This is a genomic window from Gracilibacillus boraciitolerans JCM 21714 (assembly GCF_000521485.1).
Lineage (GTDB): Bacteria > Bacillota > Bacilli > Bacillales > Amphibacillaceae > Gracilibacillus > Gracilibacillus boraciitolerans.
Genome location: NZ_BAVS01000014.1, coordinates 21477 through 45994 on the forward strand (window position 1 = coordinate 21477; position 24518 = coordinate 45994).

A 24518-nucleotide genomic window follows, 5' to 3' on the forward strand; every position below is an offset into this window, starting at 1 on the left:
TTACTTTTCTTTCCGTAAACCAAGAAATCATTACAAATAGATTACAATTGTGAAAAAACACCCAATAAGAATATTAATTTTACAAATATTTTAAATACAATGCTATATTTTTATTTATTTTATGAAAAAAATTTGATAAACTAAAGTAGATAAAATCTTAATGAAATACATAATTTAATAAAAACCTCCTCAAACGGAGTTTTTCAAACATTTAGTGCCGTAATAAGAAAATTATTTTAATCAGAATAGATCGAGAGGTGAAATGATGAAGTACTTTGCAACGATTTTTTGGGCGGTTATTGTTTTAACAGTTGTATCCTACGTACTAACAAGTATGGGTGGCCAAGCTTTTAACCTAGCTTCAGCTATCTCAGTTGCAGCTGTTTTTGCCATTGCTGCTATTGTTTTAGGAGATGGGATTTTAAAAGAAGACGAATAATGTTATATTATCATTTCGACTATAAAGATAACCCTTGTCAACAAATATAGTGACAAGGGTTATCTTTATGAAGTCTTAATTTAGGGGGGGGAAACATTCATGGAAGAAATCTTAACATTGTTAAAATACTTATTTTTGGGATTATTACAAGGGTTTACTGAGCCTATTCCTATTTCATCAAGCGGCCATTTATTGATGGCAAAAGAACTATTTTCTATAGAAGCAGGTGACAATTTATCTTTTGAAGTGTTAGTAAACTTTGGTTCACTTATTGCTGTATTAATTGTGTACTGGAAGGATATTATCAATATAGCGAAAAACGGTATTAATTATATCGTTACCAGAAATAAACAATACATTGATGACTTTATGTTCATTATTTACTTAGTGGTCGCAACGGTCCCAGCAGCTGTTATCGGACTTTTATTTGAAGATATGATAGCTGGTACGTTTCTTGGCAAAGCGAAAATGATCGGAATCAGTTTGTTCATTACAGGTATTGCATTATGGATTATCCGAAATATTCGTGGAGATAAAAATGATGGTGCCTTAACAATGAAAGATGCGATTATTGTAGGCCTTGCTCAAGCGGTAGCTTTAATTCCTGGTATCAGTCGCTCTGGGGGGGCAACTATTGTCGCTGCCATGTTATTAGGAATGAAGCAGGAAACAGCATTACGCTTTTCCTTTTTAATGTTTATTCCTGTTAGTGCGGGAACCATGGTATTATCGATAGGTGATGTTATTCAGGATGAGAATTTTAATACGTTGTGGATTCCATATTTAATTGCATTTATTGCAGCGCTAATTGCCACCTATTATTCTTTACGCTGGTTTATGAATATTATGGCAAAAGGAAACTTGAAATATTTTGCCTTTTATTGCTTTATCGTGGGTATACTTGCCTTTATTCTTTTATAAGCGATAACGAAGGTAGCACAATTGTAACTTCAAGGTAACTAATTCGAAAAAGATCCACGCCGATAAATAGATTTCCTTTCTTGAATATAAAAAAGCGCCCATTATAGGCGCTTTTTTATCAATCTGGAATGCCGAGTGCGATTTTTGCATATCTTGACATACGTTCTTTCGTCCATGGTGGATTCCAAACAATGTTTACTACGGTATCTTTTACCTCAGGTAAATCTTCCATCACGCGTTTTACATCTTGTTCAATGTGACCAGCTAGTGGGCAACCCATAGCAGTTAATGTCATCGTTACGGTTGCGATCCCTTCATCATCAAGTTCTACTCCATAGACAAGACCTAAATTCACAATATCTATTCCAAGCTCGGGGGGGTCGATCACATTTTCCAAAGCTCCCATTAAATTCTCTTCTAATGCCTGATCCATATCTATCCCTCCTTCAAACTCTTCTACCTATTATAAAACACATTGCATATTTTTTAAATGATTTATATCACAACTGGTATTCCAGCCAATTTGCAAATTCTACAATCGCAAACCGACTGACTTTATGTCCATGGCCAAGTTCTTTTAAAAAACGAATATTTTCGGGATTTTTATAATGCTCAATCGCCTTTTCATAAAAACTGTATGCATGCTCAAATGGCACCACTTTATCTTTTGTTCCATGCCAGAAAAATAGCGGTCTGCCAAATAGTTTTTCCATTTGCAAGGATAAATCAATTTCTTTTAATTGTTCCATCAGGATGACAATTTGATCTTCTGTCATCGGCAATTCTTTTTGTTGTGATTTTATAAACCCGATCATCTGTTCAGCATATTCCGTTATTTTCGGAGAGCCCATTAAAATTCCTGCCGACTTAATCCAGGAAAATTGTGTTAATGCTGCAGCAGTCGTAATCCCACCCATACTGGTTCCTGCTAATCCAAAACGATTTCCTTCTAACAACTTTTTAGTTACTAGTTCTTGGTAAATTGATTCGATATCATCAAGGTTCTGTATTACAATTTCAAAAAAACGCATTTCTCTTTCCTGAGCTATTATATCTTGTTCACGCTCGCCATGTAACATCATATCAGGTAATAAAACACGATAGCCTTTTTCAGCCATCAGATAAGCCAAAGGTAAGTTATGTTCCTTTGCACTTGTAAATCCATGTATATAAGTTAACGTAGGTAATGGCTGCTCTATTTTTTCTTGATCTACGATATGTAATAACGGGATATCGTTCCAATATTCTTTACTAATCAGAATCATACAAAATTTCCTTTCTCCATACAATTTTCACTCTTTTATCTTATCCCTTCTTCATTAAACATGCAAAATATAGAAATGAAAATATACAAGAACTTTACATGCTTCATAAAGAAATATAGACTATACTTATATATAGCGAGGTGATGGCATGAAGACAGATAGACATTTAATTGCATTAGATTTAGATGGGACGCTATTAACAGATCAAAAAAAAATAAGTCCTTATACGAAAGCTGTGGTGCAACAGGCCATTAATGAAGGTCATATTGTTATAATTGCAACAGGCAGGCCGCATCGATCAAGTATCATGTATTATCATGAACTAGGCTTAACGACTCCCATGGTAAATTTCAATGGTGCCCTTATTCATCATCCAACCGATCATAAATGGGATGTCCTGCACACACCACTTCCAAATCTTACAGCAAAGAAAATCATTCAAACCTGTTACGACTTGGGAGTAGAAAATATTTTTGCTGAAATACAGGATAATATGTTTTTGGATCGATATGACCAGCAAATTTTGGATATTTTCACTGAACCTAACCAACAAGAACTGATCACAGTAGGCAGTCTTAGAAATCATTTAAAAGGTGATCCTACATCTTTATTAATACACCCTAAAGATGAGCATATTGAAGAATTAAGAAAATATTTAGATGATAAGCATGCCTCCGTTATTGAACATCGTAAATGGGGAGTTCCATGGAACGTCATAGAAGTAGTAAGAAAAGGAATTAGCAAAGCAGTTGGGTTAAAGAAAATCGCTTATTATTTTCATATCCCTGTGGATCATGTGATCGCTTTTGGGGATGAAGACAATGATTTAGAAATGATCGATTATGCAGGTGTTGGTGTAGCAATGGAAAATGCCATTGGTGAATTAAAACAAATTGCAAAATATCATACCAAAAGCAATGAACAAGACGGAATAGGATCCTTTCTATCTGATTATTTAAAATTGGAAGTAGCTCCTACGATTGCCAAAGATCTATTTGAATAGATATCGATATTTAAACCATAATAAGCATGTACATCAAATTGATGTTCATGCTTTTCAACTATAAAGCAGTTACTGATTAAAGGATCATGATGGTAATCGATTCCATAAGCCTAGTGATTCGTAAACAGGAGGATTTTCGATGCAAAATCAAATGTTTCAGCAAGCAAAAAATGCCGTCAGTCGAATGATGAATCGCGAAAATGGTGGTTTTAATGAGAAAGACAAACAAGCTGCTCAAAACGCGATACAGTCAGCCTACACTAATGCTACTGCAGAAGAACAGCAAGAGTTACAAGCATTAGAGGAACAACTAAAGCAAGAAAATGAGTTAAAGTAGCAATAAGGCTTGGCAACTGCCAAGCCTTATTTATCCTTATTAACTTTTCTATTTACTAACCAATACACTGAAATACCATATAGAAGATGGACGACAAACCAATAAAAATCGCCTCTATATTAGTAATGGATGGTGTTTCCTTTATTGCAAGTATTGTTAATGGAAAGTAGCTACTTGCAGCAATCAAACTTAGACACAATATAAACAAAAGCTGTATACTTAAAGCCTTCCATATGGATTGTATTACTAAGAAAATATAAACAATAACCCATGATATAAACAAATGGAAAAACCATTCCAACCATATAGGCAATAGTTTATCTTTAAATATAAAGTCAACGTTTAATAGTAATGTATATACTTTTTCACCGGTAGATTCCTCGATCAACCAAAGCAATCCTCCTAAAACAGATCCTGAAATAGTGCCAATAATAATTGATTTGATGATTTTATTATTCATTTTATCCCTCGTCTTTATCACATGACTCATGTGAATTTCTTTCATTATAACACTGATTTTGGTATGATAACCTTAAAGTACGGTTTATTAGGAGGACAAGTCATGAGCATACTTGTAGAAGCAACACCGAATCCAAATGCATTAAAATTTACAAGTGATAAAATGATCTTTGATGGAAATAACAGTATTTCAGTTATGCCCGGCCAGACGAGTGAACATAAGGTTTTGAATGAATTAATGGAATTAGACGGTGTGGATAATGTCTTCGGATTTCAACATTTTATAACGGTCAATAAAAAAATGGACGTAGAATGGGATAGCTTAACAAACCAAGTGGAAGAAATTATTACGAAACACGGATATTAATAAGAGCTGAAACGCTGATAAATATCTAATAAAGGACCGAGCCAACGCTCAGTCCTTTTTTTCTAATGCCAACTCAATAGTTTGCTGAAATGGTGTGCCATCTAGTTTCTGGCCGTTAATCTCTACCGGCAATAAAGTCATTGTAGCTTGATACTTCCCAGGATCAATCGTTTCAGTAACCTCCCATGTCTCTGACCATTTTTTCGTTTCACCAACTGCTAATGATTCTTCCACTAATGCCTCTGTAAACATTTTTCCTTCAGAGAATTTATAAATTAATGATTCATTTTGATATAATTCAATTTCATACTGCTGTCCCGAAGAAAACAGCATATCTATTGCCTGCTTGTTCTTATTATTTAGTGAAAACGTGAAATCGATACTATTATCCCGCTGTTCTACATCAACACTTAACCCTAAATTTTGGATAATCTCGTCTAAATCTTCTGTAGGAGATTTTTCTGATTTCTCCAAGTCAATGGGAACCTTTTTGTTCTCTGAATCAGCTGCTGAAGAATTCTCCTTATCCTCTGATGCTGCTGTACCACAACCTGCCAGTAGAATAAATGTAAATATGCTCAGGCTTGCTAATATTTTAAACATCATTCCTTACCTCCTTTTTTATTTAGACGTTTTAGGATAGTAAAAGTTTCAGTCATTTCTTCTGAAAAAGCCATAAACACCGGCAGTTTGAATCACATTCGTAAAGGCGTTTTCGTCTACTTCATGAATGATTCGTTCAAGGTCAAACAATTCGTAACGAGTTATCACCAAATACAACATATTTTTGTCTTCTTTGGTATACGCACCTTTCACTGGCAAAATAGTGATACCGCGAATCATCGTATCATGAATGGCTTGTTGTAACTCGTCTGCTTTTTTAGTCACAATCATCGCTGTAACCTTTTCATGACGGGTATGGATACCATCAATTACCCTCGTCGTTACATATAGTCCTATTAATGTATATAAGGCGTTTTCTGGTTCGTTTAGCAACCCGGCCACTAAAATAATCAACCCATTAATCGCCATTAAATAACCGCCAATTGGTTTATCTTTCATTCTTGAAAGAATCATGGCAATGATATCGGAACCACCTGTAGAGGCCCCCCATTTCAACGAAATACCTACACCAACACCTGCGATTACCCCACCGAACACTGCATTTAGCATAATATCATTAGAAAGGCTGAGAATTGGCAACATTTCCAAGAACAAGGAAGTAACAATAACGGATAAAAAGCTATATATTGTAAATCCCTTTCCTACCATCAACCACCCGACAATGGCAACCGGAATATTTAATATGAATAGTAAAATACCTGTACTAATATTTTCCATACCTAAATATTCAATAAATACCGTAGAAAGTATCTGTGAAATACCAGTAAAACCACTTGCGTATACATGTGCACCAATCAAGAAAAAGTTAAGTGCTATTGCGTTTAATATTGCACCAATGATCACAATTACTACTCGTTTAGCTTGGATTAAAAACACATTCATTCCTCCTGTCGAAATAACCTCGTTAGTAAATTTTTTCCCCTATTGTTGATCTATTAATCTTTATCACAACAATAATTCATCATACTAAATGAAAAAATAAAAACCAAATATTTTGATCAAAAAAGCACTATTTGTTTTGACGTATCTCATGCTTAGGCTTACACTTATAATAAGCCAAATAATGATCATACATACATGATCCTTTGAGGAAAAAAGGAGGGTTCATATGTCAGTGAAAATTCTAGCTGATTCAGCTTGTGATCTGTCTGCTGAAGATTTAAAAAAGTATGGAATTGAAATGTTACCATTAACTGTCCAATTAGATGGGAAGGATTATCAGGATGGCGTATCCATTTCATCTAAGCAAGTCTATGATGCAATGCGTGAAGGCAAATCCCCCCCAAAAACCGCCCAAGTCAGTCCACATCTGTTTAAAGAAGCATTCGAAAAACATGCCAAGGCAGGAAACCAGGTCTTATATTTAGCCTTTTCTTCAGAACTGTCTGGTACGTATCAAGGTGCAAAACTCATGGAACAAGAAGTAAAAGAAGCGTACCCTGATTTTAAACTTCATGTGTTAGATACCAAATGTGCATCATTGGGTTATGGTCTAGTAGTAATCAGAGCTGCAGAACTGGCACAAACTGGTGCAGGTATGGATGAAATACTAGAAGTGAGTAAGCATTTCTATGAGCACATGGAACATATATTCACAGTAGACGATCTAGAATACTTATATAGAGGTGGTCGAGTAAGTAAAACAGCAGCATTCGTAGGAACTTTACTAAAAATCAAGCCACTCCTACACATGGAGGATGGTAAACTCATTCCTCTAGAAAAAATCCGAGGTTCTAAAAAGGTGTATAAGCGCATGATTGAGGTTATGAGCAAAAGAGGTACAGATTTTGAAAACCAGGTGGTAGGGATAAGCCACGGGGGGACGCACTCGAAACTGCTGAGCAAATTGCTGATATGGTACGCGCAAAATGGAACGTAAAGGATATAAAAATTAATATGATTGGTTCTACGATAGGAGCACATGCGGGTCCTGGAACGATATCTATCTTCTTTCTAAATGAATCCCCAAAATGAGATTTCATTTAAGATAATTTTAACCGTTTCCTTTTTTCTAAAAATAGTGTAAAGTAATATTTTTAGCATACTATTTAGTCGGAAGAAGGATCATCATGAAACAGACAGATACGAAGAAGTTAAGTTTATTTGCTTTAACTTGGCCTATATTTATAGAGATATTATTACACATGTTAATGGGGGGGAATGCGGATACATTAATGCTTAGTCAATACTCCGATCATTCTGTAGCAGCGGTCGGAGTATCTAATCAAGTATTATCCGTTGTGATTGTAATGTTCGGATTTGTTGCTGCAGGGGGGGCATCTATTTTAGTAGCGCAAAACTTAGGTGCTGAACAGCCAAAGACCGCTGGAAAAATTGCCGTAACCTCGATTAGTTTAAATCTTTGGTTCTCCTTAGCCTTAAGTATTATTTTATTTGTATTCAGTGATTTCATTTTACGATTAATGGACTTACCTGAAGAACTAATGGATGAAGCCTCTACCTACATGAATATCGTTGGTGGATTTATGTTTATTCAAGCGTTAATTATGACGGTAGCCGCTATTTTAAGAAGTTATGGTTATACCAAAGATACGATGTATGTAACGATCGGAATGAATATTCTAAATGTGATTGGTAACTATTTTGTTATTTTTGGCCCATATGGCTTTCCGGTTTTAGGAGTAGAAGGTGTTGCATATGTGACCATGTTCAGTCGATTTATTGGATTTATTATTTTACTTTTTATATTAGTATGGCGCAGTAATCGACAGCTTCCTTTTTCCGCCTTTTTCCGATATGAGAAAAAACATGTGAAGTCTCTCATGCAAATCGGAATACCATCAGCTGGCGAACAGCTTTCCTACAATACCAGTCAAATGGCCATTACTTATTTCATTGCACAGATGGGCACGATTGCTTTAACTACAAAAGTATATGTACAGAACTTAATGATGTTTATTCTATTATTTTCCATCGCTATTGGACAAGGTACTCAAATTCTGATTGGCCATATGATCGGGGGGGCTGGGGATATGGACAAAGCTTATCATCGTTGTGTGAAAAGTTTAAAAATCGCCATTCTGATCAGTACCATAATGGCTATCCTATTTTACAGCTTCAGTCCTACCTTACTTGGCATTTTTACTAACGATACAACCATCATCGAAAAAGGAATGCTTTTATTACTTGTTACGATAATTTTAGAACCCGGACGAGCGTTTAATCTGGTCGTAATTAATTCTTTACGCGCTGCAGGTGACGTGAAGTTCCCTGTTGTGATTGGTATTGCTTCCATGTGGGGGGGCATCAGTGTAATATTTGCCTGGTTCTTCGGGATCTTTTTAGGATTAGGTTTAATCGGTGTTTGGATCGCCTTCATAGCAGATGAATGGCTGCGAGGAATTTTAATGTTAAGAAGATGGCGCTCAAAAATATGGATGCAAAAAGCATTTGTCAAAAAAGAAGTAGCAGAATAAAGTATATTTTAAAAAACATCGAGCAAACCCATGCTCGATGCTTTTTTAATTAGTTTGGTTTTTTACTTTTTTACTTTTTTACTTTTAACATTAACTGCTACAATAAAGGCTACAAAACCTCCCATGATAACTACTAACATAGAAATAAAGAACCAGTTCAATCCTGTATTTTCTTCCAAAATAAAGATATTGCTAGTTTCCCGTTCTAGAATAACTTTATGTGTCCCATCCTCTTGTACTCTTACGATGTTATCATCGAGTAAGCCCCCCCGAAGTTGTTCATTTTCATTGATTCCTTCTAATGAAGCAACCTGTGTTTCTGTATCATTATTGATTGCAATATACATCGTTTGATTTTGATCACTTCTTTTATAAACCGCCATTGCTCCTGCTTCCATTACTACATCTAAATCACCTTGCTGCAATGCAGAAGATTTTTGGTGAATTTCAGCTAACTTTTCTATATGTTGTATAAGCTGTTCGTCTTCTTTATTTAATTCAGCCATTCGATGATCAGCTTCTGCTAAACCATTATCCATTGGCACTTCCACACCCTGATAGAGAAAAGACGCCCCCCCGGTAATGTGTATAACAACGTCGAAGCGAGCTGCCATCTTGTTACAGGATTGAATCCAGCTTGAACCGCTTCATGAGCAAATCGTGGTGTTAAAACTGATTCTAAATAGTGTACTCCTGTCAGTTCATTACGTAATAATGGTTCTACAGATTGACCAGGCTGTTTTAAAATAGTTACTGCTTCTGTTCGAAAGGAAGGAAGCATGGAACTTCCAACTTCTGTTTCCATTCCATCGATAATTAGAGTAGCCTGTTCATCCTCATTAAAGATTCGCTCACGCAATTGTTCGATAAACAATTCTGGTATTTGATCATTGACATAGATATGAAAACCGTCAACATTAGCTGATTTCATCCAATATACAGCAGTTTCCAAAAAATATTCTTGCACTTCCTGACTATCTAAATTTATGGCTGGTAACTGTTCTTCTAGCTGATTAGTGCTGGCATCCTTTATCCAATCCGTATTTTCACTTGTCCAACTATGATTTTCTGCCACATGTGTTATAGGAAAATCTAACACTACTTCCATATCATTTTCATGTGCTTCAGCTACAAGTTGTTGAAGATCTGCCATATCTCCGAATTGTGGATCAACACTCTGATAATCAACTGGATCAAATCCGTTATACGAACTCGCTACCATAATTGGACTTAAGTTGATCGTTGTAATACCTAACTTCTGTAAATTCGACAATTTGTCAATAATACCTTGAAAATCGCCTCCATAATATGCTTCAGGATTATCAATATCTATCTCTATATCATTATTGTTATCCCCGTTTACAAATCGATCGACTAAAATATAATAGACTCTCTCATCCATCTGTTCCTTTGCCAGTACGCTTACACTTGGAAGCAAAAGGAAAATCAAAAGCATAAAAGGAATTCCCTTTTTTATATAATTCATATCGGTCCCCATTTCTTCATCCTATTCGTCTTCTATTATCCTAGACAATCTGTTATTGTCAAATACCTATCCCTTTAAATAGTTTGAAACTTTTGTGACAATTATTTGAAATTACGTTGTTATAAAGAAGAATTGTCATAAAAAATCCCTATCCAGTTTAAGATAGAGATTCTTTATATGCTTTTTTTATATTTTCACGAAATCTATATAAAACAATTAATAGACTCAAAAAAATAATTGGAATGGTGTATTGTACTACATTTCCCCAATGAAGTAGAAGACTTCTTTCATATTCCGCCTTGATAAATTCTCCATCAACTTTTACAGCAATTGCTTTCTTAACAGATATTGCATCTATTTTATAATATCCTGTAACAATGGGATAAATATTCGATGCATTACCATGATATTCATCTGAGGGCTCATTTGCATATCTACTCACTTCGCCAATCAATTCTTTGATAAGAAATTGTTCTATTTTTTCATCTGTTACTTGATAGACATTTCCATTATAAATGACGAAAGAATACGCCCATTCTGCAGCATAAATTGCAATTGGAGAACTTAAGAGGAAAAGAAGTAACATGGTAACAAATATTTTTTTATAATGGTCACTACTTTCATCCATTTTCAGCAAAGATTCATCATATATCAATGGCTACATTGTATTCTTTTAACCAGAAATCAATTTGTGCTAAATGTGCAAGTAGTTGTGGCCCTGTCATTAACTGGCCAAACCATGGTGTGCGAATATTTGCCACCTTTTTATCTACTAACTCTTTAACTAAAGACCGATCTAATATATCAAATAATCTTGAATCTTTATCATTTAAAATATGATTCATCCAATTGATCACTAGTTCTGTATATACGGGATGATGTGTTTTTGGATAGGGACTTTTCTTTCGATACAAAATTTCATCTGGTAAAATGCCTTCCATCGCTTTTCGTAAAATTCCTTTCTCTCGATTCCCATATGTTTTTATTTCCCAGGGAATATTCCACACATATTCTACTAATAAATGATCACTGAACGGCACACGTGCTTCAAAGCTTGCACCCATACTCATGCGATCCTTGCGATCAAGCAATGTTGGCATAAACCAGTGCATATTTAAATAGAACATCTCGCGTCTTGCTTTGTCTTGTGGAGCTTCTCCTTCAAGTAATGGCGTCTCTTGAATCGTTTCCTGATAACGATTTTTTGCATATTCCGCTAAATTTAACTTAGCATTCATTTCGCTGCGTAATAAACCTTGACGCACTTCTGAGGAACGAATCCATGGAAAGCCTTCTCGATTCAAATCATCTTCCCGATAAAACCAAGGATATCCGCCAAATATTTCATCCGCACACTCACCTGATAAAGCTACTGTCACTTCTTTTTTTGTTTGTTGACAAAACCACAATAAGGAAGAATCAACATCAGCCATACCAGGTAAATCCCGATGTCGGACCGCATCTGGCAGTAATTTCCCTAATGTATGATTATCCATAACAAACGAATGCTGTTTTGTCTGAAGGGTGCTGACCATTTGCTTAATAAATTCCGTATCCTGATTAGGTTGAAAATTGGATTTCGTAAAATATTTTTCATTATCTTCGTAGTCTATTGAAAAGGTTTGTAAGGTATCCTTATGATTTTTCACTAGGTAGTGAGTCGCAATTGCTGTAATTGCACTGGAATCTACACCACCTGATAAAAAAGTTCCCAACGGCACATCTGATACTAACTGTCTCTCTACTGCATCAATTAATAACGAACGAACTTTTTCAGCAGTTTCTTCTACTGAATCATTGTGAACTTGGCTTTTCACATTCCAGTATCTTCTAGTTTTCCATCCATTCCTGTCAAAAATTCCGATATGGGCTGCTCGCAATTCTTCAATTTGATCAAACACACCGTGACCAGGTGTTCTGGAAGGACCTAATGCAAAGATTTCTGAGAGGCCATCTTCTTTTAAAACGGCATTTACTTCATCATGCTTCAAAATTGCCTTTATTTCAGATCCAAATAATAAACCATTTTGATGCTGTTTAAAAAATAATGGTTTTACTCCTAAACGATCACGTGCCATAAATAATTGTTGTTTTGTCGAATCCCAAATTGCATATGCGAAAATCCCATTTAGTTTGTCAACATGATTTTCTCCCCCCCAAGCAATATAGCTTTTCAGTAATACCTCCGTATCTGAATGAGAATTAAATTGCCATCCTTCTCTTAACAACTCTGCGCGAATTTCCTCTGTATTATAAAGTTCTCCATTATATACTAAGATATATTTTTGGTGTTCCATTGGTTGTTTGCCGCCAGCAGGATCGACAACAATAAGTCGTTGATGACCAAAACCTACGTGTCTTTCAAAATAGTAACCTGTTTCGTCAGGCCCACGATGTTGTAACGCTTCTGTCATCTTCTGAATTTGCTTATCTTCTTGTTGAACATCTCGTGTAAAATCAATCCATCCTGTAATCCCACACATACGGTATCGACACACCTTTCTCTTGTCTAGTCACTCTTATTAATATATGCAAGAAACAGCGAAAAATGAACAAAAAGCGGCGAAGAGACTCATAACAGTGAAGAACAAAAAATGGAGTATGAATGCTATAATATTTTTATAACTATTTCAGACTAACTATTTTGCGTAGAACAAAAGCGCAGAGCGCTGGTTAAAAACGTAGCGACTGGAGCGAATCAACTGAGATAAAGGAATCACGGAGAGCTTGCGAACCGATGATGACTTATCGTAGGATGATTCGTGAAGTCGCCTAGTTTTTGGCGCTCGGAGCTGGACGTGGCTACTCGTGTTTACTTTATCCACAGGGCTCCATTCTATAATTTCCTAGACAATAAAAAAGCCTATCCTTCAAAAAAAAAAGGATAGGCTTTATGATTTTCTATGAGAACCACGTAAATCCTAATGGCAGTCTTCCGAAACCTAGAACTATTGCGATCACCAGTGCGATTACTAATTGAATCCAAAAACTCTTGGCCGGTTTTGACTTAGCTGTTTTCACTAAGATCATTTCCATCGCAACGATAACCCATAATCCTGCAAGTCCTTTAATAATCAATTCTCCGAAAATGGGAGAATCCAAATCAAATAAACTAGCAAAAAGATCTCCACCGGTATAAAGTATAAATAGATAATCAAGACGCAGAATCATATGCAGGATTTTACCTGCTTTATTTCCGTTTTTATAAAATGCATACGATACAAATAATAAAATCAACGCAAGCACCCATGCTGTAATGTGTAAATGAGTCATTCTTTATTCACCCCCAATATTTTTAATGCACTCTCATATTTTTTTTACGATTAGTACAATGATATCTGTATCATATCATGTATCGTCGATAATTTCATTTATGACCCGTGTTTTCACTCAATTGTCACAATCTTATTTTGAGTTTTCTTATTGTTCATTTTTTCCAGTCTGTTCATATACCTATTCCCCCCCTTGTTCTTTTTTATTAGAAAGTTTCTTTTTGTAAATCAAACTTCGCCAAAACCATTCAAGTGGTCCTCTTTTGAATTTCTGTAACCATAGATAACTTAATACAACCTGGACAGCAAATACGACAATACCGATTAATAATGTTGAAAAAGGTGATAACTCTCCATAGTAGCCGAAGCCAATCGAGTAAAAAATCAGCACACCAACAATCGATTGCAAAATATAATTGGATAATGCCATCTTTCCAACTGATCCTATTAATTGAAACAGCCCTGTTAACTTCGGATACAGAAAAGTAATCGTCAGCAGATAAAAGATTGCTGAAGCACTTCCGCCTACCGCGTCCTGTAGCATTGACAACCAGTTAGGGTTACCAATCAGATATGGGCCTACTTTAAATACAATAAATAAGATAAAGGTAATGATCCATATTTTGGTTAAAACCCTTTGATGCTCCTGCACTTGGTGTAACCATTTATTTCTAGCAAAAATCATACCAATTAAAAACATTGGTAAAATATTAAAGATAACAAAAATAAAATTTAAGACATTATTACTATATAACCAATCCGTAATATTTTGTCCTAAAATATCTCCCCCCCATGTACCATTTCCATAATTTTGATACGATACCTCAATTGCTGCCACATTTGCTAAATTACTGATATCTTCAAATAAACTGACTGCGTATAAAAGGCCTGTAAATAGCAAATTAGGAATGATTAATAAACATAAGCTCCAAACGAACAAGGTTACATTTTTACTTTTTACAAATAAAAGTAATAATAAACCAATAAGTCCATATGTAAATAGTATATCGCCATACCAAATCAGTAATCCATGGATGAGACCAAAGCCAATCAAAATTATCGAACGACGAATCACACTTTACGTGGAGATGGTACTCCTCTTGCGTTTAAGTTTTCTAAAATAATCTGTATGCCAAAGCCAAACAAAAACGAAAATAACGTATAAAAACTTGCTTGAAAGAAAATATCGAGGATTGCTTGCCAGATACCTGGTTCTCCGGTTCCCCCAATAATTATTCATGTTGCCATATAAAAAATATGGTCCATGAAATGACGGCAAATTGACCAGAAAGATACCAAGAATGGCAAAGCCTCTAGCTGTGTCGATCCATGGTAATCTATTTGCATCTGTTAACGGTGCTGCTTGAATCATTAATTAGTCACTCTCCTCAAAGTACTTCATTTCTTTGTTAATCAGAGACGGAAACGAAATTTTTGCTTTATCTGCCTATATTTTATCTTAGAAAGTTGGAGAAAACTACTAATAATTGAAAATAATTATAATTGCTATTCTTCACAAACTGTCAGCTTCATCATAAAATAAATATGGAATGGAATGAAATATAATACGGACCATTACCGTGATTAATGTGAGGATGATGCCTATGCCAGCTATTGTCGGTGCAGTAAAAGTAATAACTATTGGTTCTTCAAGTATTTTTCATATCGGAGATGTCTATAAAATCCAACCATATACACAAGCAAAAACGTTCGCAGGTGGCGGTTCATTTAATACTGGTGATGGCATTCGTGTTTATTTAGAAAATGCCCAAACCAACATGATTGACGATGACCAGTTTGATCAAAATATATCCGCTATATAGTAGGTGATGTTATGCAAATAACCATTAATCAATCGATATATATTCATTTTTTAAAAGTTGGCAGTATAACTAACTCCTCTGTATTGCAAATTGGCAGTACTGGAAAAATGCAGGCGCTGTCTCAACTATACAACACAGGAGGTTACGAAGCACCAGCAGAAGAAGCTTCACCACAAGGAACATCAGAACCACTTGTTCCTTTAGCACCCTTTTAACTTTACTTTCTCTAAGGAGTGATAAAAATTGGATTATCAAATGATGGCATATTACATTACGCAAATGCAACAGCACATCCATCAATTGTATGATCAAATGAACTCCTTGGAGAACAGGATTCAGCAATTAGAGCAAAATGCTTCACCAAAAACTACTATCGAAAAGTTAGAATATCATTTTGATCAGTTGAAAATTGAACGGTTAGATGGCACGCTTCATATCGGTGTATCACCTGATGACTTGCAAAAGATCGATGATTTCACTTTACCTAAACAACAACAATCAGAGCAGATGCCTCTACCTGCACATCATTCATTAGAGCAATATATTGAGCAGGAGATGCCTGCTTATACGTCAGAGTTAGAGCAGCAGTATAACTATCCCTTAGATAATCAATATCGGCAAGTATTAATGGAAGACTTGAAGAAACAGCTAGCTAGTCGTATCGCTTATTATCAACAGACAAATTTGCCTCCGAATCAATTACATCAGCATATCTTTACAAATGTAAAAAAAGAACTGCAATTAGGCTTAAGAAAATGGTTCGAGAACCATAAAAAGGAGTAGAAAATAATGCAATATCAAGTGCATAATTGGAATCTCGGGGGGGTTGGAAATATTTCGTTGGTGCTGTAGCAAGTTCCTCTCTTTTTATTGTCGGTGATAGTCATGAAATACATCTTGCTTCTTTATTTGATACCCCCCCTCCAGAATCTTATATTGTTGGTCTTGACATTACCACGCCTGAACAAAACAGGGAGTCTTACGATGAATTACCGAACGACTAAGGTCAAACAAATAAAAGTCGATAGTGTCGCATTTAGTTCCATTCTTCAAATTGGTGATGCAAAAGTAATAGAATCTAAATTAGATGCGATTGCTGTCCAAAAAGAAGGTGGAACATCTTCTGATAAAGGATTTGAATTTGAAAAGTATCCGATTTTTGATACTGTGATTCAACATTTACCTGATCCTGAAATCGTCTATAGGAAACATTACCATCATGATAAGCAGATTACAGTACCAACAATTGTTGTTACAGCTATTTCATCTTCAGCCGTTGTTCAACTTGGAAGTACGGATAAGATTCAATCTTTATCACGAGTAAAACATATTAGAATGGTAAAATAATAATAAATGGTAGAAAGGGTGTGACTGTGCATGCCTTCGATTGTTGGACCGATAAAAATTAACAGTGTTGGCGGTGGGGGGGTAATTAACTTTGGCGATAGTTTTTATCTGTCACCAAAAAGCGCTTCCAAATCTGCTTATGGTGCTGGTGCAAATAACACTGGTGACTTTTTGAACACAAACACTGGTTTCAATATTACCAATGCAATCGATCCCGATGCAGTTGATCAAATAGTAGGTGGAAATGCATAAGGAAGAACTTCCTCCTTATGCTATACCTTCACCAATAACCCTTTATCAAAAAAGTATAAATATTTTTCAATTACAGGTTGCTTCCAAATTTGTTCTAATGCCTTAGCATATAGATCCATCTGAATTTGATAGCGATTTTTTAATTTTTCTTCTGTTTGTGAATTAATGTCTTCTTGGATCTGATCTGTCTTATAATCTAATAATACCCATCCGTTTTCTGTCTGGATCACACAGTCAATTACCCCTTGTAAAAAGATCCGTTCCTGATGTTGCTCTTGCCAATTCGGATATACATCTTGGGCAGGCAATGTTAAACTGAACGGTATTTCTCTTTCCACATGTTCCGCCTGAACTACTTGCTTCCCAATTTCCGTTGCGAAAAAGCCAAGTATAGCCTCTGCATCAATTACAGTTGCTTCATCTGCTGTAATCATATCCTGCGCTTCCAGTTTCGAAATAAATTCAACTAATTTCATTTCAGTCCATTCTTGATCTAATGGCAAGTGTTGCATCACCGTATGCATCGCTGTTCCAATTTCTGCGCGGGTTAGCCTTTGCTCTGTTTGCATAAATCGTGGCCGTTTTCTTATCGGTGCTCGGAATGGCTCAATAATTTGCTGATCACTGTAACTGTCCTTGACCTCATGCTGGCGTTTCATTTCGGTAACGGTTTGTTTGGCACGATAATAAATCGAATCTTGATATGGATACTGATATTCTAAATGGTGTTCGACTTTTTCCTTTAATTCCTGTTCTGCTAACACTAAACCTTCCCATTTATAGATCGCCTGTTCCAATTCTTCGATTTTCTCGCGATTACTCTCATCAATTGTTTGATAGTCACCTTGATGAATCCGATCGATTTTCCATATCGAGATATCTTCTGCAATTTCCTTTGGTACATCAAGTCTGCTGTCTGCATCACGTAATACCTCACCTTGATGATGACGAACCAGACTCGCTCCGACCCAGTCTAAGTAGGATAGCGACTCTAAACGATAATAGGAAGGTAATACCCAATCCTGATGGGCGACTATATCTCTCCATTTTTTCTTCTTTTTCTCGAAAGACTTTACAGTACCGACTAATACCACTTTTTCTTTGGCACGTGTTAACGCCACATATAAGACCCGCATTTCCTCAGCTAACATTTCTCGTTGCATTTCTTTTTTGATGCCATGATAAATCAGAGTTGGATAGATAATTCGTTTGATTGGATCAATGTATTTAGTAGCAAACCCTAGTTCCTTATGCAACAAATATTTCGCTCGTATGTCCTGTTGATTAAATTGTTTATCCATCGCACCGACAATTACTAATGGGAATTCGAGTCCTTTACTTTTGTGGATCGTCATAATCCGTACCACATCTTCTTGTTCCCCCTAAAGCCTTAGCTGCCCCTAAATCATCGCCCTTTTCTTCCATCCTTTCGATAAAACGCAAGAAACGGAATAATCCTCTAAACGAAGTCGATTCATAACTTTTAGCACGATCAAATAAAGCTCTTAGGTTTGCCTGGCGTTGCCGTCCACCAGGAATACCGCCAACAAAATCATAATAACCAGTTTCCTGATAAATTTCCCATATTAATGTCGACAATGCTCCCTGTCTCGCTTCTCTTCTAAAACGTTGTAATTGATCAACAAATTGCTGTAACGAATCATCATTTGTTGTTTTCAAATATGCTTTTAATGCTTGATAATAGCTAGCGCCTTTTTTTGCTAAGCGTATCTTGGCTAGTTGATCTTCACTTAAACCAACGATAGGTGATTTGAGTACAGATGCAAGCGGAATATCTTGTCGTGGATTATCAATTACCTTCAATAAGCTAATCATCACCTGGATTTCAATAGCTGCTAAATAACCTGTCGAAAGCTCGGCATAAACCGGAATTCCCTGCTTTTTGAATTCTTCCATAATCGTTGGTGTCCATGTCATTGAACGTAATAAAATTACAATATCCCGGTACTCGACTTTTCTGGGTTGGCCTGTATGTTTGTCCATGATTTCCGTTGTGCCAATCCAGCTTTTTATTTTCGTTGCATATCCACGGGCTTCTAGCTGCGCTTTTTCTAAGTCTTGTTCATTCTCCAGTTCTTCCTCAAATGTGTCCTGCTCTTGTGTCTCTTGGTCAATGATTAATAATTCGGTATCGATATCTGGAAAAGGCACTTGCTCATAATCTTTATTACCATAAATTAATTCCGCATCTTGATCATAGTCAATATCGCCAACCTTTTGATCAAATAATTGCCTGAAAATATAATTAGCTGCAGTTAACACCTCTTCCCGACTACGGAAATTGCGTGCTAAATCAATTCGGTAACCAGGATCATCCTCTCTTGCAAAGCGTTTGTATTTTTCAATAAACAGGGTGGGTTCTGCATGGCGGAATCGGTATATACTTTGTTTGACATCCCCCCCTACCATAAACATATTACCACCGTCTTGCTGATTCGATACCAATGTCAGAATCGTCTCCTGTACAATATTGGTATCCTGATACTCATCAATCATTACTTCGGTAAATTTCTCCTGTAGATCCTTAGCAATCGATGAGGCTGTCTGCGTTTCTTTATCTTCCAACAAAATATCTAGAGCGAAATGCTCTAAGTCAGCGAAATCGACTAATCCTTTGTCTTTTTTCGCCTCTTGATATCCTGCTTTAAACTGTTTGATCATTTTCGTTAATTGCTCGATCGTTGGATGGAGTTCCTGCATATCTTCCAGATGATTGGCTAAGCTTCTGGTGAACCAGTCTGACGCTATGGTACTCCATCTCTGTTTAACCTGATCACGAAGTTCCTTCACTTGTTCTTTCTTATCTTCAGCACATTCCACCTTTTTGCTGGATAATGCTTTAAACTTTGCGCCAGCAAAATGGCACGAGCTTCTTCCCATGAAATAAGGATGGCACCTTTTGCCTGCTGGATCATTTCCTTATCCACGTCTAATGCTTCCGCATAATGATAAGGTCCATCACTTTCACGGGTAACATTTAGTGCTTGTTCTATTAACTTATCCATTACCTCTAATTGTTCGACAACTTCTTTTTTCAATAAACGAAGCCACGGTATATCGTCTTCTTCCATATCTCTATCGACTTGATAAATGGTAGCCATTTGCTCTAACCAGTAATCAGGATTCGGATGCTGAATCGAAAATTCATACATTTTTAGAATCAATGATTCTACTTCTAAATCGTTACGATCATTGGAAAAACGATCCACAACAGAGAAAAATAAAGCTTGTTCCTCTTCATTCTCTTCGCCATACCACTCTTCAAAAAGCTGTTCCAACACATCCTGACGAATTAAGTCTGCTTCAATACTATCTGCAATGCGAAAGCTTGGATCAATATCAATTTGATAGGCATACTTTCGGACTAAGTCCATACAAAATGCATGCAATGTCGAAATCGAGGCATTTTGCAATAACGATATTTGTTTTTTCAAATGATTAGAAGTTGGATCATTCGCTAATGCTTCCTCTAAAGCCTCGCCAACTCGATTACGCATTTCCTGTGCCGCTGCATTAGTAAATGTTACGACTAGTAATGTATCAATATCTATCGGCAGATCCTTATTGATTAATTTTTGAATGATGCGTTCAACAAGCACTGCTGTTTTACCTGATCCCGCTGCTGCAGCCACTAATATATTTTTGCCGGATTGGTAAATGGCATCTTCTTGTTCTTTTGTCCATTGCGGCATTATGCTTCCCCCCGCTTCATTGCTTCGATTGCTTCTTCATCCTTCATATCACGTAATTTTCGATAATTGTTCTCCACTAACGTCGGATCAAATTGACATACCGAGCGATACGAGCAAAATGTACACGCTGTTTGCTGTTGCTGCTGGAATGGGTTAAGATCGACCTTCCTTCGGTAATTGCTAAACCGGCATTTTCCATCAATCGGTGAATATATCCTTGCAGCTCACTAAAAATCTCTCGTTCCGCAACCGCAGAACCCTTATAAAATGAACCTGTCTTACTAAAACCAGCTGGAATGATATTACTTCTGCCTGACTCAAGTGACGTATCCATCATGCGCACGACATCTTCTTGATCCAGAAGTAATCCTTTCATTTTGAATTTTTTAAAGATTTCCTGTTCAATTTTATCCTCGGTTAAGAAATCACTGGCTGACACCATTGGATTATGTACATGGAAATAGAGGACACCCGCTGGTGATGCCGGGCGACCTAACCAATTTTCTGCATTGGTTAAGACAACGTCTAAATAGGCTAACATCTGTAAAGCAAGTCCATAATAAACCTCTGTTAAATTTAATCCTCTTGAACTTGACTTATAATCGATGATCCGTAAGAATAACTGCTCATTGTCAATTGCCTGATCAACGCGGTCAATTCTTCCTCTTAACAGTAACGTATGATCATTTGGCAGATCTACTTTTAATGGGGGCTAATTGGCTTTGATCCCCAAATCCTACTTCAAGGCCAACTGGCGCAAAATTGGTTTTTCTTGCTTGTTCACTTAGAACAAACGTCGCCCTTGCTATCACTTGTTCTAGCTTGCGCTGAATATATTGATAACGATTCGAACTATGCAAAATTTGATGCTGAAGGATTGGCGCTAGCTCGCCGACCGCACGATTTGCGTATTTTTTTGCTTCCTGATCATAGACATCAGCAAACTGTCTACCTTCCTTCTGAATCCATTCCGTTATTTGTTTTAATGCTTCATGGAATAGCTGGCCAATATCTGGTGCATCCAATTTATAGGTTGGCCGTTCTTCCAGTCCCAGACTATATCTTGCAAAATGCTGATAGGAACAGCGATGATACATTTCTAACCTGGAGACACTGGCATTGATTTCCTGTGGGTACATTTCTTTCACTGTATCATTTTCTAAATCAGTTGGTTTATTTTGATAGAATAAACTTTTAAGGACATTTTGATGTATCGCCTGATTCTCCGACTTTTCAATGTACCAATTCAACACATACTCCCAAATATCATCAATCGGATACCCTCGCAGCTTGCGTGCTAACTGTGCGGTTAAGGCACTTCTGGTTTTATTTGGTGTTGTAACAAAGCGAGTCGCCTCTGTCATTTCCTCTGGATCTTGTAAAAACAACCTTTGTTCTTTAGTCGGAAATAACTCCTCCATTCGTTTAATTAATGGCGAAGCTACCTTTTGTTTCCCTTCTTCATTACTGATTGGGTAACTTACCCATAAATAATCCGCCGGTAATGTAAAGGCCAAATATACATAAAACCAATCATCTAATAATTGGCGTTTGCTTCCTTCCGCTAATTGCAGGCCATGGGTTAGTAATAAAGACCGTTCCTCTTCAGAAATCAGTCCATCTCCACCAGGCTTCATCGGCCATGTTCCTTCATTAACACCTAACAAAAAGGCACACTTGATGCCGTGCATTCTTGACCGGTTAATCGAACCTATGACAACATGATCGATACTTGGCGGTACATGAGAAAAGCGTAACGAATCAAATCCAGACTCTAGCACATTACGAAAAGTGTTTAGTGCCATCTTTTCCTCGCCAGCTACCTCCGTAATTTCTTCAAATAATTGGATCACTGCATCCCAAACCTGATCCTGTTCACGACCTTTTTCAACTCTTCCTTGCTGATCATATAAATCACGTACTGTCTCTAATCGATTAGGCGCATTAATCGTCTCTAACCATCCAAACAATGCAATCGTTTTTTCCTTAATCGTTGGTAAATCTCGTAATTGCTGATCAATATCTGCTAATGCTTCCGTTACTCGTTTGCGATAGGCATTGATCCTGTTTTGAGTGGATAATTCCCGATCGGTTTGTGCGGATTGATCAAATCCTTTAAAGCGTTGAAAGATCCATGCTTTTCACTTAGCCATCTACTTCGTCCACGAACACCATATTCCAACACATAATTCTCCAATTCATCAATCGCTTCCTGATCTAATTTATTTTCGCCATCTCCTTCAGGAATAAAACCTGCTTTTAACAAGCGGAATACCGCATCATAGCGCCAATTTCCTTCAATTACATCGAGCAATGATCGTACCGTTTCAATCAATGGATGATTAAGCATCGTTCTTTTTTCATCAACAAAAATTGGTATTTGATAATCCTGAAATAATGTCGTAATTAAGTCATGATACACTTCAGGTTCCCGGATCAAAATTGCCAGATCTCGATAACGATAGCCTTGATCTCGAACAAGCCTTATGATCTCTTGAGCAGCTCCTTCTACTTCAGCACGAGGATGAACCGCTTCAGCAAGCTGACTGGTGCCTTTTCTGGATAGCTTTGCACCGGACGGCTATCAAAATGCTGATCTAAATGAATAAATGGTAATCTCGAATGTTGATCTGTTGCTAAAGTTTCTATTTCTGTATGAATCATCAATTGATCTGCTAACTGTTTTAATTGCTGATAGGTTTCTTTCGTTTGATAAAACAGATCCAATGGTTGCACATCTTGGTCATGAAGATCATCGACAGTTAAGGTTACAGTTACCTGCTTCGCTTTTTTCAGTATCGTTTTGATCACTAATAATTCCTGGGGTGTGAATTGATGGAAACCATCTATGTAGACGGTTGTATCTTCCAGATAATTTGAAGTCTCTAATTTTTCTGTTAGTTGCTGCAATTGGTCTTCACTATCCATATAATGACCTGCAAGCGCATGTGTTAGATGCTGATAAATATATAATAAATCGTCTAATTTATTTTCTAATGCTTTTTCGCCAATCGTTTTGTGCTTAAATTTATCCATTTCTTGCAACTGTGAAGTAATTAACTCTGGTGTTACACAATAACGTTTAAATTCGGTAATCATATCTTCTAATTGTTCAATAAAGCCTTGTTTTTCTATGGCTTTCTGAAATACCTTCCAGTCATCGGTACGCTCTTCGACAATTTTGCGGAGCATCATTTGCATACCAGTGGAAGTAATGAATTTCTTTGTTGCCCCTCCTGTTAGTTGCATCACTCGCCATGCCAGTCTGGAAAAACTATAGACTTGTCCCCTAATGGATCCATTTACATCAGGATCATTCAATAAAGCATACTCCTGCTGAAATGTCATTTGGTCTGGGACTAAATATATAATAGGAGGCCCTTGGGGGGGATTTTGTTTCAATTCTTGTCTCATTTCCTGTAAGCACTGTTCGCTTTTATTAACAGTTGCACTTCCGATTAAAAATCGCAACAAAGAAAACACCTACTTTCTCTAGCTTACTCTCTATTTTATCATAAAGTGAGACTTATCAGTAGGTTAGCACAGCTGATATTACTTTGCTTCATTGACTTAATTTACATTAAATAAAAAAATTTATTATTCGTGGTATAATATAATTAGGAAAAGTATATAATTTTAAAAACCATAGATGTTGTAGCATCTACGGTCACAACAAACCGATCCCCCCCAACAAGAGGGGCGGCACAATAAGGAAAATAAGCCCTAAGGCCTGCTAAGCACATGAGGGTTATTTTTGTGGTTGGGTTTTTAAA

At 36.5% G+C, this 24518-nt stretch carries 27 protein-coding genes and 2 pseudogenes; 13 read left to right on the forward strand and 16 right to left on the reverse strand.

The genetic code is table 11. The annotated features are described in order from the left end of the window. Nucleotides 1-265: 265 nt before the first annotated feature. Both JCM21714_RS19235 and JCM21714_RS09975 read left to right on the forward strand, forming a co-directional pair. Nucleotides 266-439 carry a DUF2929 family protein gene (locus JCM21714_RS19235; protein WP_084040681.1) on the forward strand — a complete coding sequence of 58 codons (174 nt, stop codon included), beginning with the start codon at nt 266-268 and terminating at the stop codon, nt 437-439. A 99-nt stretch (nt 440-538) separates the two neighbouring features. After that, nucleotides 539-1360 (forward strand): undecaprenyl-diphosphate phosphatase, encoded by an 822-nt coding sequence (locus JCM21714_RS09975; protein WP_035723927.1) that lies wholly within the window; start codon nt 539-541, stop codon nt 1358-1360. Between the two features lie 118 nt (nt 1361-1478). Here JCM21714_RS09975 and JCM21714_RS09980 read toward each other — a convergent pair whose 3' ends face one another. Continuing rightward, nucleotides 1479-1793: a metal-sulfur cluster assembly factor gene (locus tag JCM21714_RS09980; RefSeq protein WP_035723930.1), complete on the reverse strand. Its 315-nt coding sequence runs from the start codon at nt 1791-1793 to the stop codon at nt 1479-1481. A gap of 67 nt (nt 1794-1860) precedes the next feature. After that, the gene (locus JCM21714_RS09985; RefSeq protein WP_035723935.1) at nt 1861-2625 is read right to left on the reverse strand and encodes a prolyl oligopeptidase family serine peptidase; all 765 of its coding nucleotides are present in this window, start codon (nt 2623-2625) and stop codon (nt 1861-1863) included. Between the two features lie 148 nt (nt 2626-2773). On the opposite strand from JCM21714_RS09985, the gene JCM21714_RS09990 reads away from it, so the two are divergent. Beyond that, a complete protein-coding gene (locus JCM21714_RS09990; protein ID WP_035723937.1) occupies nt 2774-3628 on the forward strand; it encodes a Cof-type HAD-IIB family hydrolase in 855 nt (284 codons plus the stop codon). Between the two features lie 139 nt (nt 3629-3767). After that, nucleotides 3768-3965, forward strand: a complete 198-nt coding sequence (locus JCM21714_RS09995; RefSeq protein ID WP_035723940.1) for a DUF3813 domain-containing protein — start codon at nt 3768-3770, stop codon at nt 3963-3965. 55 nt (nt 3966-4020) lie between these two features. On the opposite strand, the gene JCM21714_RS10000 is transcribed toward JCM21714_RS09995, so the two are convergent. Continuing rightward, nucleotides 4021-4425: a hypothetical protein gene (locus JCM21714_RS10000; protein ID WP_052000511.1), complete on the reverse strand. Its 405-nt coding sequence runs from the start codon at nt 4423-4425 to the stop codon at nt 4021-4023. Nucleotides 4426-4527: 102 nt separating this feature from the next. On the opposite strand from JCM21714_RS10000, the gene JCM21714_RS10005 reads away from it, so the two are divergent. Further along, on the forward strand, nt 4528-4791 hold the full coding sequence (locus JCM21714_RS10005; RefSeq protein ID WP_035723942.1) for a NifU N-terminal domain-containing protein: 264 nt from the start codon (nt 4528-4530) through the stop codon (nt 4789-4791). A gap of 48 nt (nt 4792-4839) precedes the next feature. Here the strand turns inward: JCM21714_RS10005 and JCM21714_RS10010 are convergent, their stop codons facing one another. Continuing rightward, nucleotides 4840-5397: a BsuPI-related putative proteinase inhibitor gene (locus JCM21714_RS10010; protein WP_035723945.1), complete on the reverse strand. Its 558-nt coding sequence runs from the start codon at nt 5395-5397 to the stop codon at nt 4840-4842. A gap of 45 nt (nt 5398-5442) precedes the next feature. Further along, a complete protein-coding gene (locus JCM21714_RS10015; protein ID WP_035723947.1) occupies nt 5443-6291 on the reverse strand; it encodes a YitT family protein in 849 nt (282 codons plus the stop codon). A gap of 232 nt (nt 6292-6523) precedes the next feature. Between JCM21714_RS10015 and JCM21714_RS10020 the strand changes: the two are divergent. Together JCM21714_RS10020 and JCM21714_RS10025 are read left to right on the forward strand one after the other, a co-directional pair. Next, nucleotides 6524-7389 (forward strand): annotated as a pseudogene (locus JCM21714_RS10020) (DegV family protein). A 95-nt stretch (nt 7390-7484) separates the two neighbouring features. Further along, a complete protein-coding gene (locus JCM21714_RS10025) occupies nt 7485-8852 on the forward strand; it encodes an MATE family efflux transporter (RefSeq protein WP_035723952.1) in 1368 nt (455 codons plus the stop codon). Between the two features lie 62 nt (nt 8853-8914). Here the strand turns inward: JCM21714_RS10025 and JCM21714_RS10030 are convergent, their stop codons facing one another. The 7 genes from JCM21714_RS10030 to JCM21714_RS19825 all read right to left on the reverse strand — a co-directional run bounded on the left by JCM21714_RS10030 (nt 8915) and on the right by JCM21714_RS19825 (nt 14982). Next, nucleotides 8915-9391, reverse strand: coding sequence for a hypothetical protein (locus JCM21714_RS10030; RefSeq protein ID WP_035723953.1), 477 nt, complete (start codon nt 9389-9391; stop codon nt 8915-8917). Next, a complete protein-coding gene (locus JCM21714_RS18350) occupies nt 9376-10338 on the reverse strand; it encodes an alpha-amylase family glycosyl hydrolase (protein ID WP_158413498.1) in 963 nt (320 codons plus the stop codon). The genes JCM21714_RS10030 and JCM21714_RS18350 overlap by 16 nt, the downstream gene beginning before the upstream one ends. A 157-nt stretch (nt 10339-10495) precedes the next feature. Continuing rightward, nucleotides 10496-10966 carry a hypothetical protein gene (locus tag JCM21714_RS10040; protein ID WP_158413499.1) on the reverse strand — a complete coding sequence of 157 codons (471 nt, stop codon included), beginning with the start codon at nt 10964-10966 and terminating at the stop codon, nt 10496-10498. A gap of 16 nt (nt 10967-10982) precedes the next feature. After that, nucleotides 10983-12821 (reverse strand): asparagine synthase (glutamine-hydrolyzing), encoded by a 1839-nt coding sequence (gene asnB, locus JCM21714_RS10045; RefSeq protein WP_035723955.1) that lies wholly within the window; start codon nt 12819-12821, stop codon nt 10983-10985. A gap of 418 nt (nt 12822-13239) precedes the next feature. Next, a complete protein-coding gene (locus tag JCM21714_RS10050; RefSeq protein WP_035723956.1) occupies nt 13240-13611 on the reverse strand; it encodes a YisL family protein in 372 nt (123 codons plus the stop codon). Between the two features lie 180 nt (nt 13612-13791). Next, on the reverse strand, nt 13792-14685 hold the full coding sequence (locus JCM21714_RS10055) for a DUF418 domain-containing protein (protein WP_148295007.1): 894 nt from the start codon (nt 14683-14685) through the stop codon (nt 13792-13794). A 3-nt stretch (nt 14686-14688) separates the two neighbouring features. Further along, nucleotides 14689-14982 carry a hypothetical protein gene (locus JCM21714_RS19825; protein WP_148295008.1) on the reverse strand — a complete coding sequence of 98 codons (294 nt, stop codon included), beginning with the start codon at nt 14980-14982 and terminating at the stop codon, nt 14689-14691. Nucleotides 14983-15214: 232 nt separating this feature from the next. Between JCM21714_RS19825 and JCM21714_RS10060 the strand changes: the two genes are divergently transcribed. The 6 genes from JCM21714_RS10060 to JCM21714_RS10085 are packed head-to-tail and all read left to right on the forward strand — an operon-like array spanning nt 15215 to nt 17032. Beyond that, nucleotides 15215-15433, forward strand: coding sequence for a spore germination protein (locus JCM21714_RS10060; RefSeq protein WP_035723958.1), 219 nt, complete (start codon nt 15215-15217; stop codon nt 15431-15433). Nucleotides 15434-15444: 11 nt separating this feature from the next. Further along, nucleotides 15445-15648, forward strand: a complete 204-nt coding sequence (locus JCM21714_RS10065; protein ID WP_035723959.1) for a spore germination protein GerPB — start codon at nt 15445-15447, stop codon at nt 15646-15648. 28 nt (nt 15649-15676) lie between these two features. After that, entirely contained in the window at nt 15677-16216 is a 540-nt protein-coding gene (gene gerPC, locus JCM21714_RS10070) for a spore germination protein GerPC (protein WP_035723961.1), read from the forward strand. 26 nt (nt 16217-16242) lie between these two features. Beyond that, the gene (locus JCM21714_RS19830; RefSeq protein ID WP_035723964.1) at nt 16243-16437 is read left to right on the forward strand and encodes a spore germination protein GerPD; all 195 of its coding nucleotides are present in this window, start codon (nt 16243-16245) and stop codon (nt 16435-16437) included. Further along, a complete protein-coding gene (locus JCM21714_RS10080) occupies nt 16418-16780 on the forward strand; it encodes a spore germination protein GerPE (protein WP_035723965.1) in 363 nt (120 codons plus the stop codon). The genes JCM21714_RS19830 and JCM21714_RS10080 overlap by 20 nt, the downstream gene beginning before the upstream one ends. A 30-nt stretch (nt 16781-16810) precedes the next feature. Further along, on the forward strand, nt 16811-17032 hold the full coding sequence (locus JCM21714_RS10085) for a spore germination protein (protein WP_035723966.1): 222 nt from the start codon (nt 16811-16813) through the stop codon (nt 17030-17032). A gap of 20 nt (nt 17033-17052) precedes the next feature. Here JCM21714_RS10085 and JCM21714_RS24040 read toward each other — a convergent pair whose 3' ends face one another. From JCM21714_RS24040 to addB, 4 genes and pseudogenes are all read right to left on the reverse strand, one after another. After that, nucleotides 17053-18399, reverse strand: a complete 1347-nt coding sequence (locus JCM21714_RS24040) for a 3'-5' exonuclease (protein WP_369403540.1) — start codon at nt 18397-18399, stop codon at nt 17053-17055. Continuing rightward, nucleotides 18368-19873 (reverse strand): UvrD-helicase domain-containing protein, encoded by a 1506-nt coding sequence (locus JCM21714_RS24045; RefSeq protein WP_369403541.1) that lies wholly within the window; start codon nt 19871-19873, stop codon nt 18368-18370. The genes JCM21714_RS24040 and JCM21714_RS24045 overlap by 32 nt, the downstream gene beginning before the upstream one ends. Then, on the reverse strand, nt 19840-20745 hold the full coding sequence (locus JCM21714_RS24050) for a UvrD-helicase domain-containing protein (protein WP_369403542.1): 906 nt from the start codon (nt 20743-20745) through the stop codon (nt 19840-19842). Before JCM21714_RS24050 ends, JCM21714_RS24045 begins: the two co-directional genes overlap by 34 nt. Then, a pseudogene (gene addB, locus JCM21714_RS10095) lies at nt 20745-24159 on the reverse strand (helicase-exonuclease AddAB subunit AddB). The gene JCM21714_RS24050 and the pseudogene addB overlap by 1 nt, the downstream one beginning before the upstream one ends. Nucleotides 24160-24518: the final 359 nt, after the last annotated feature.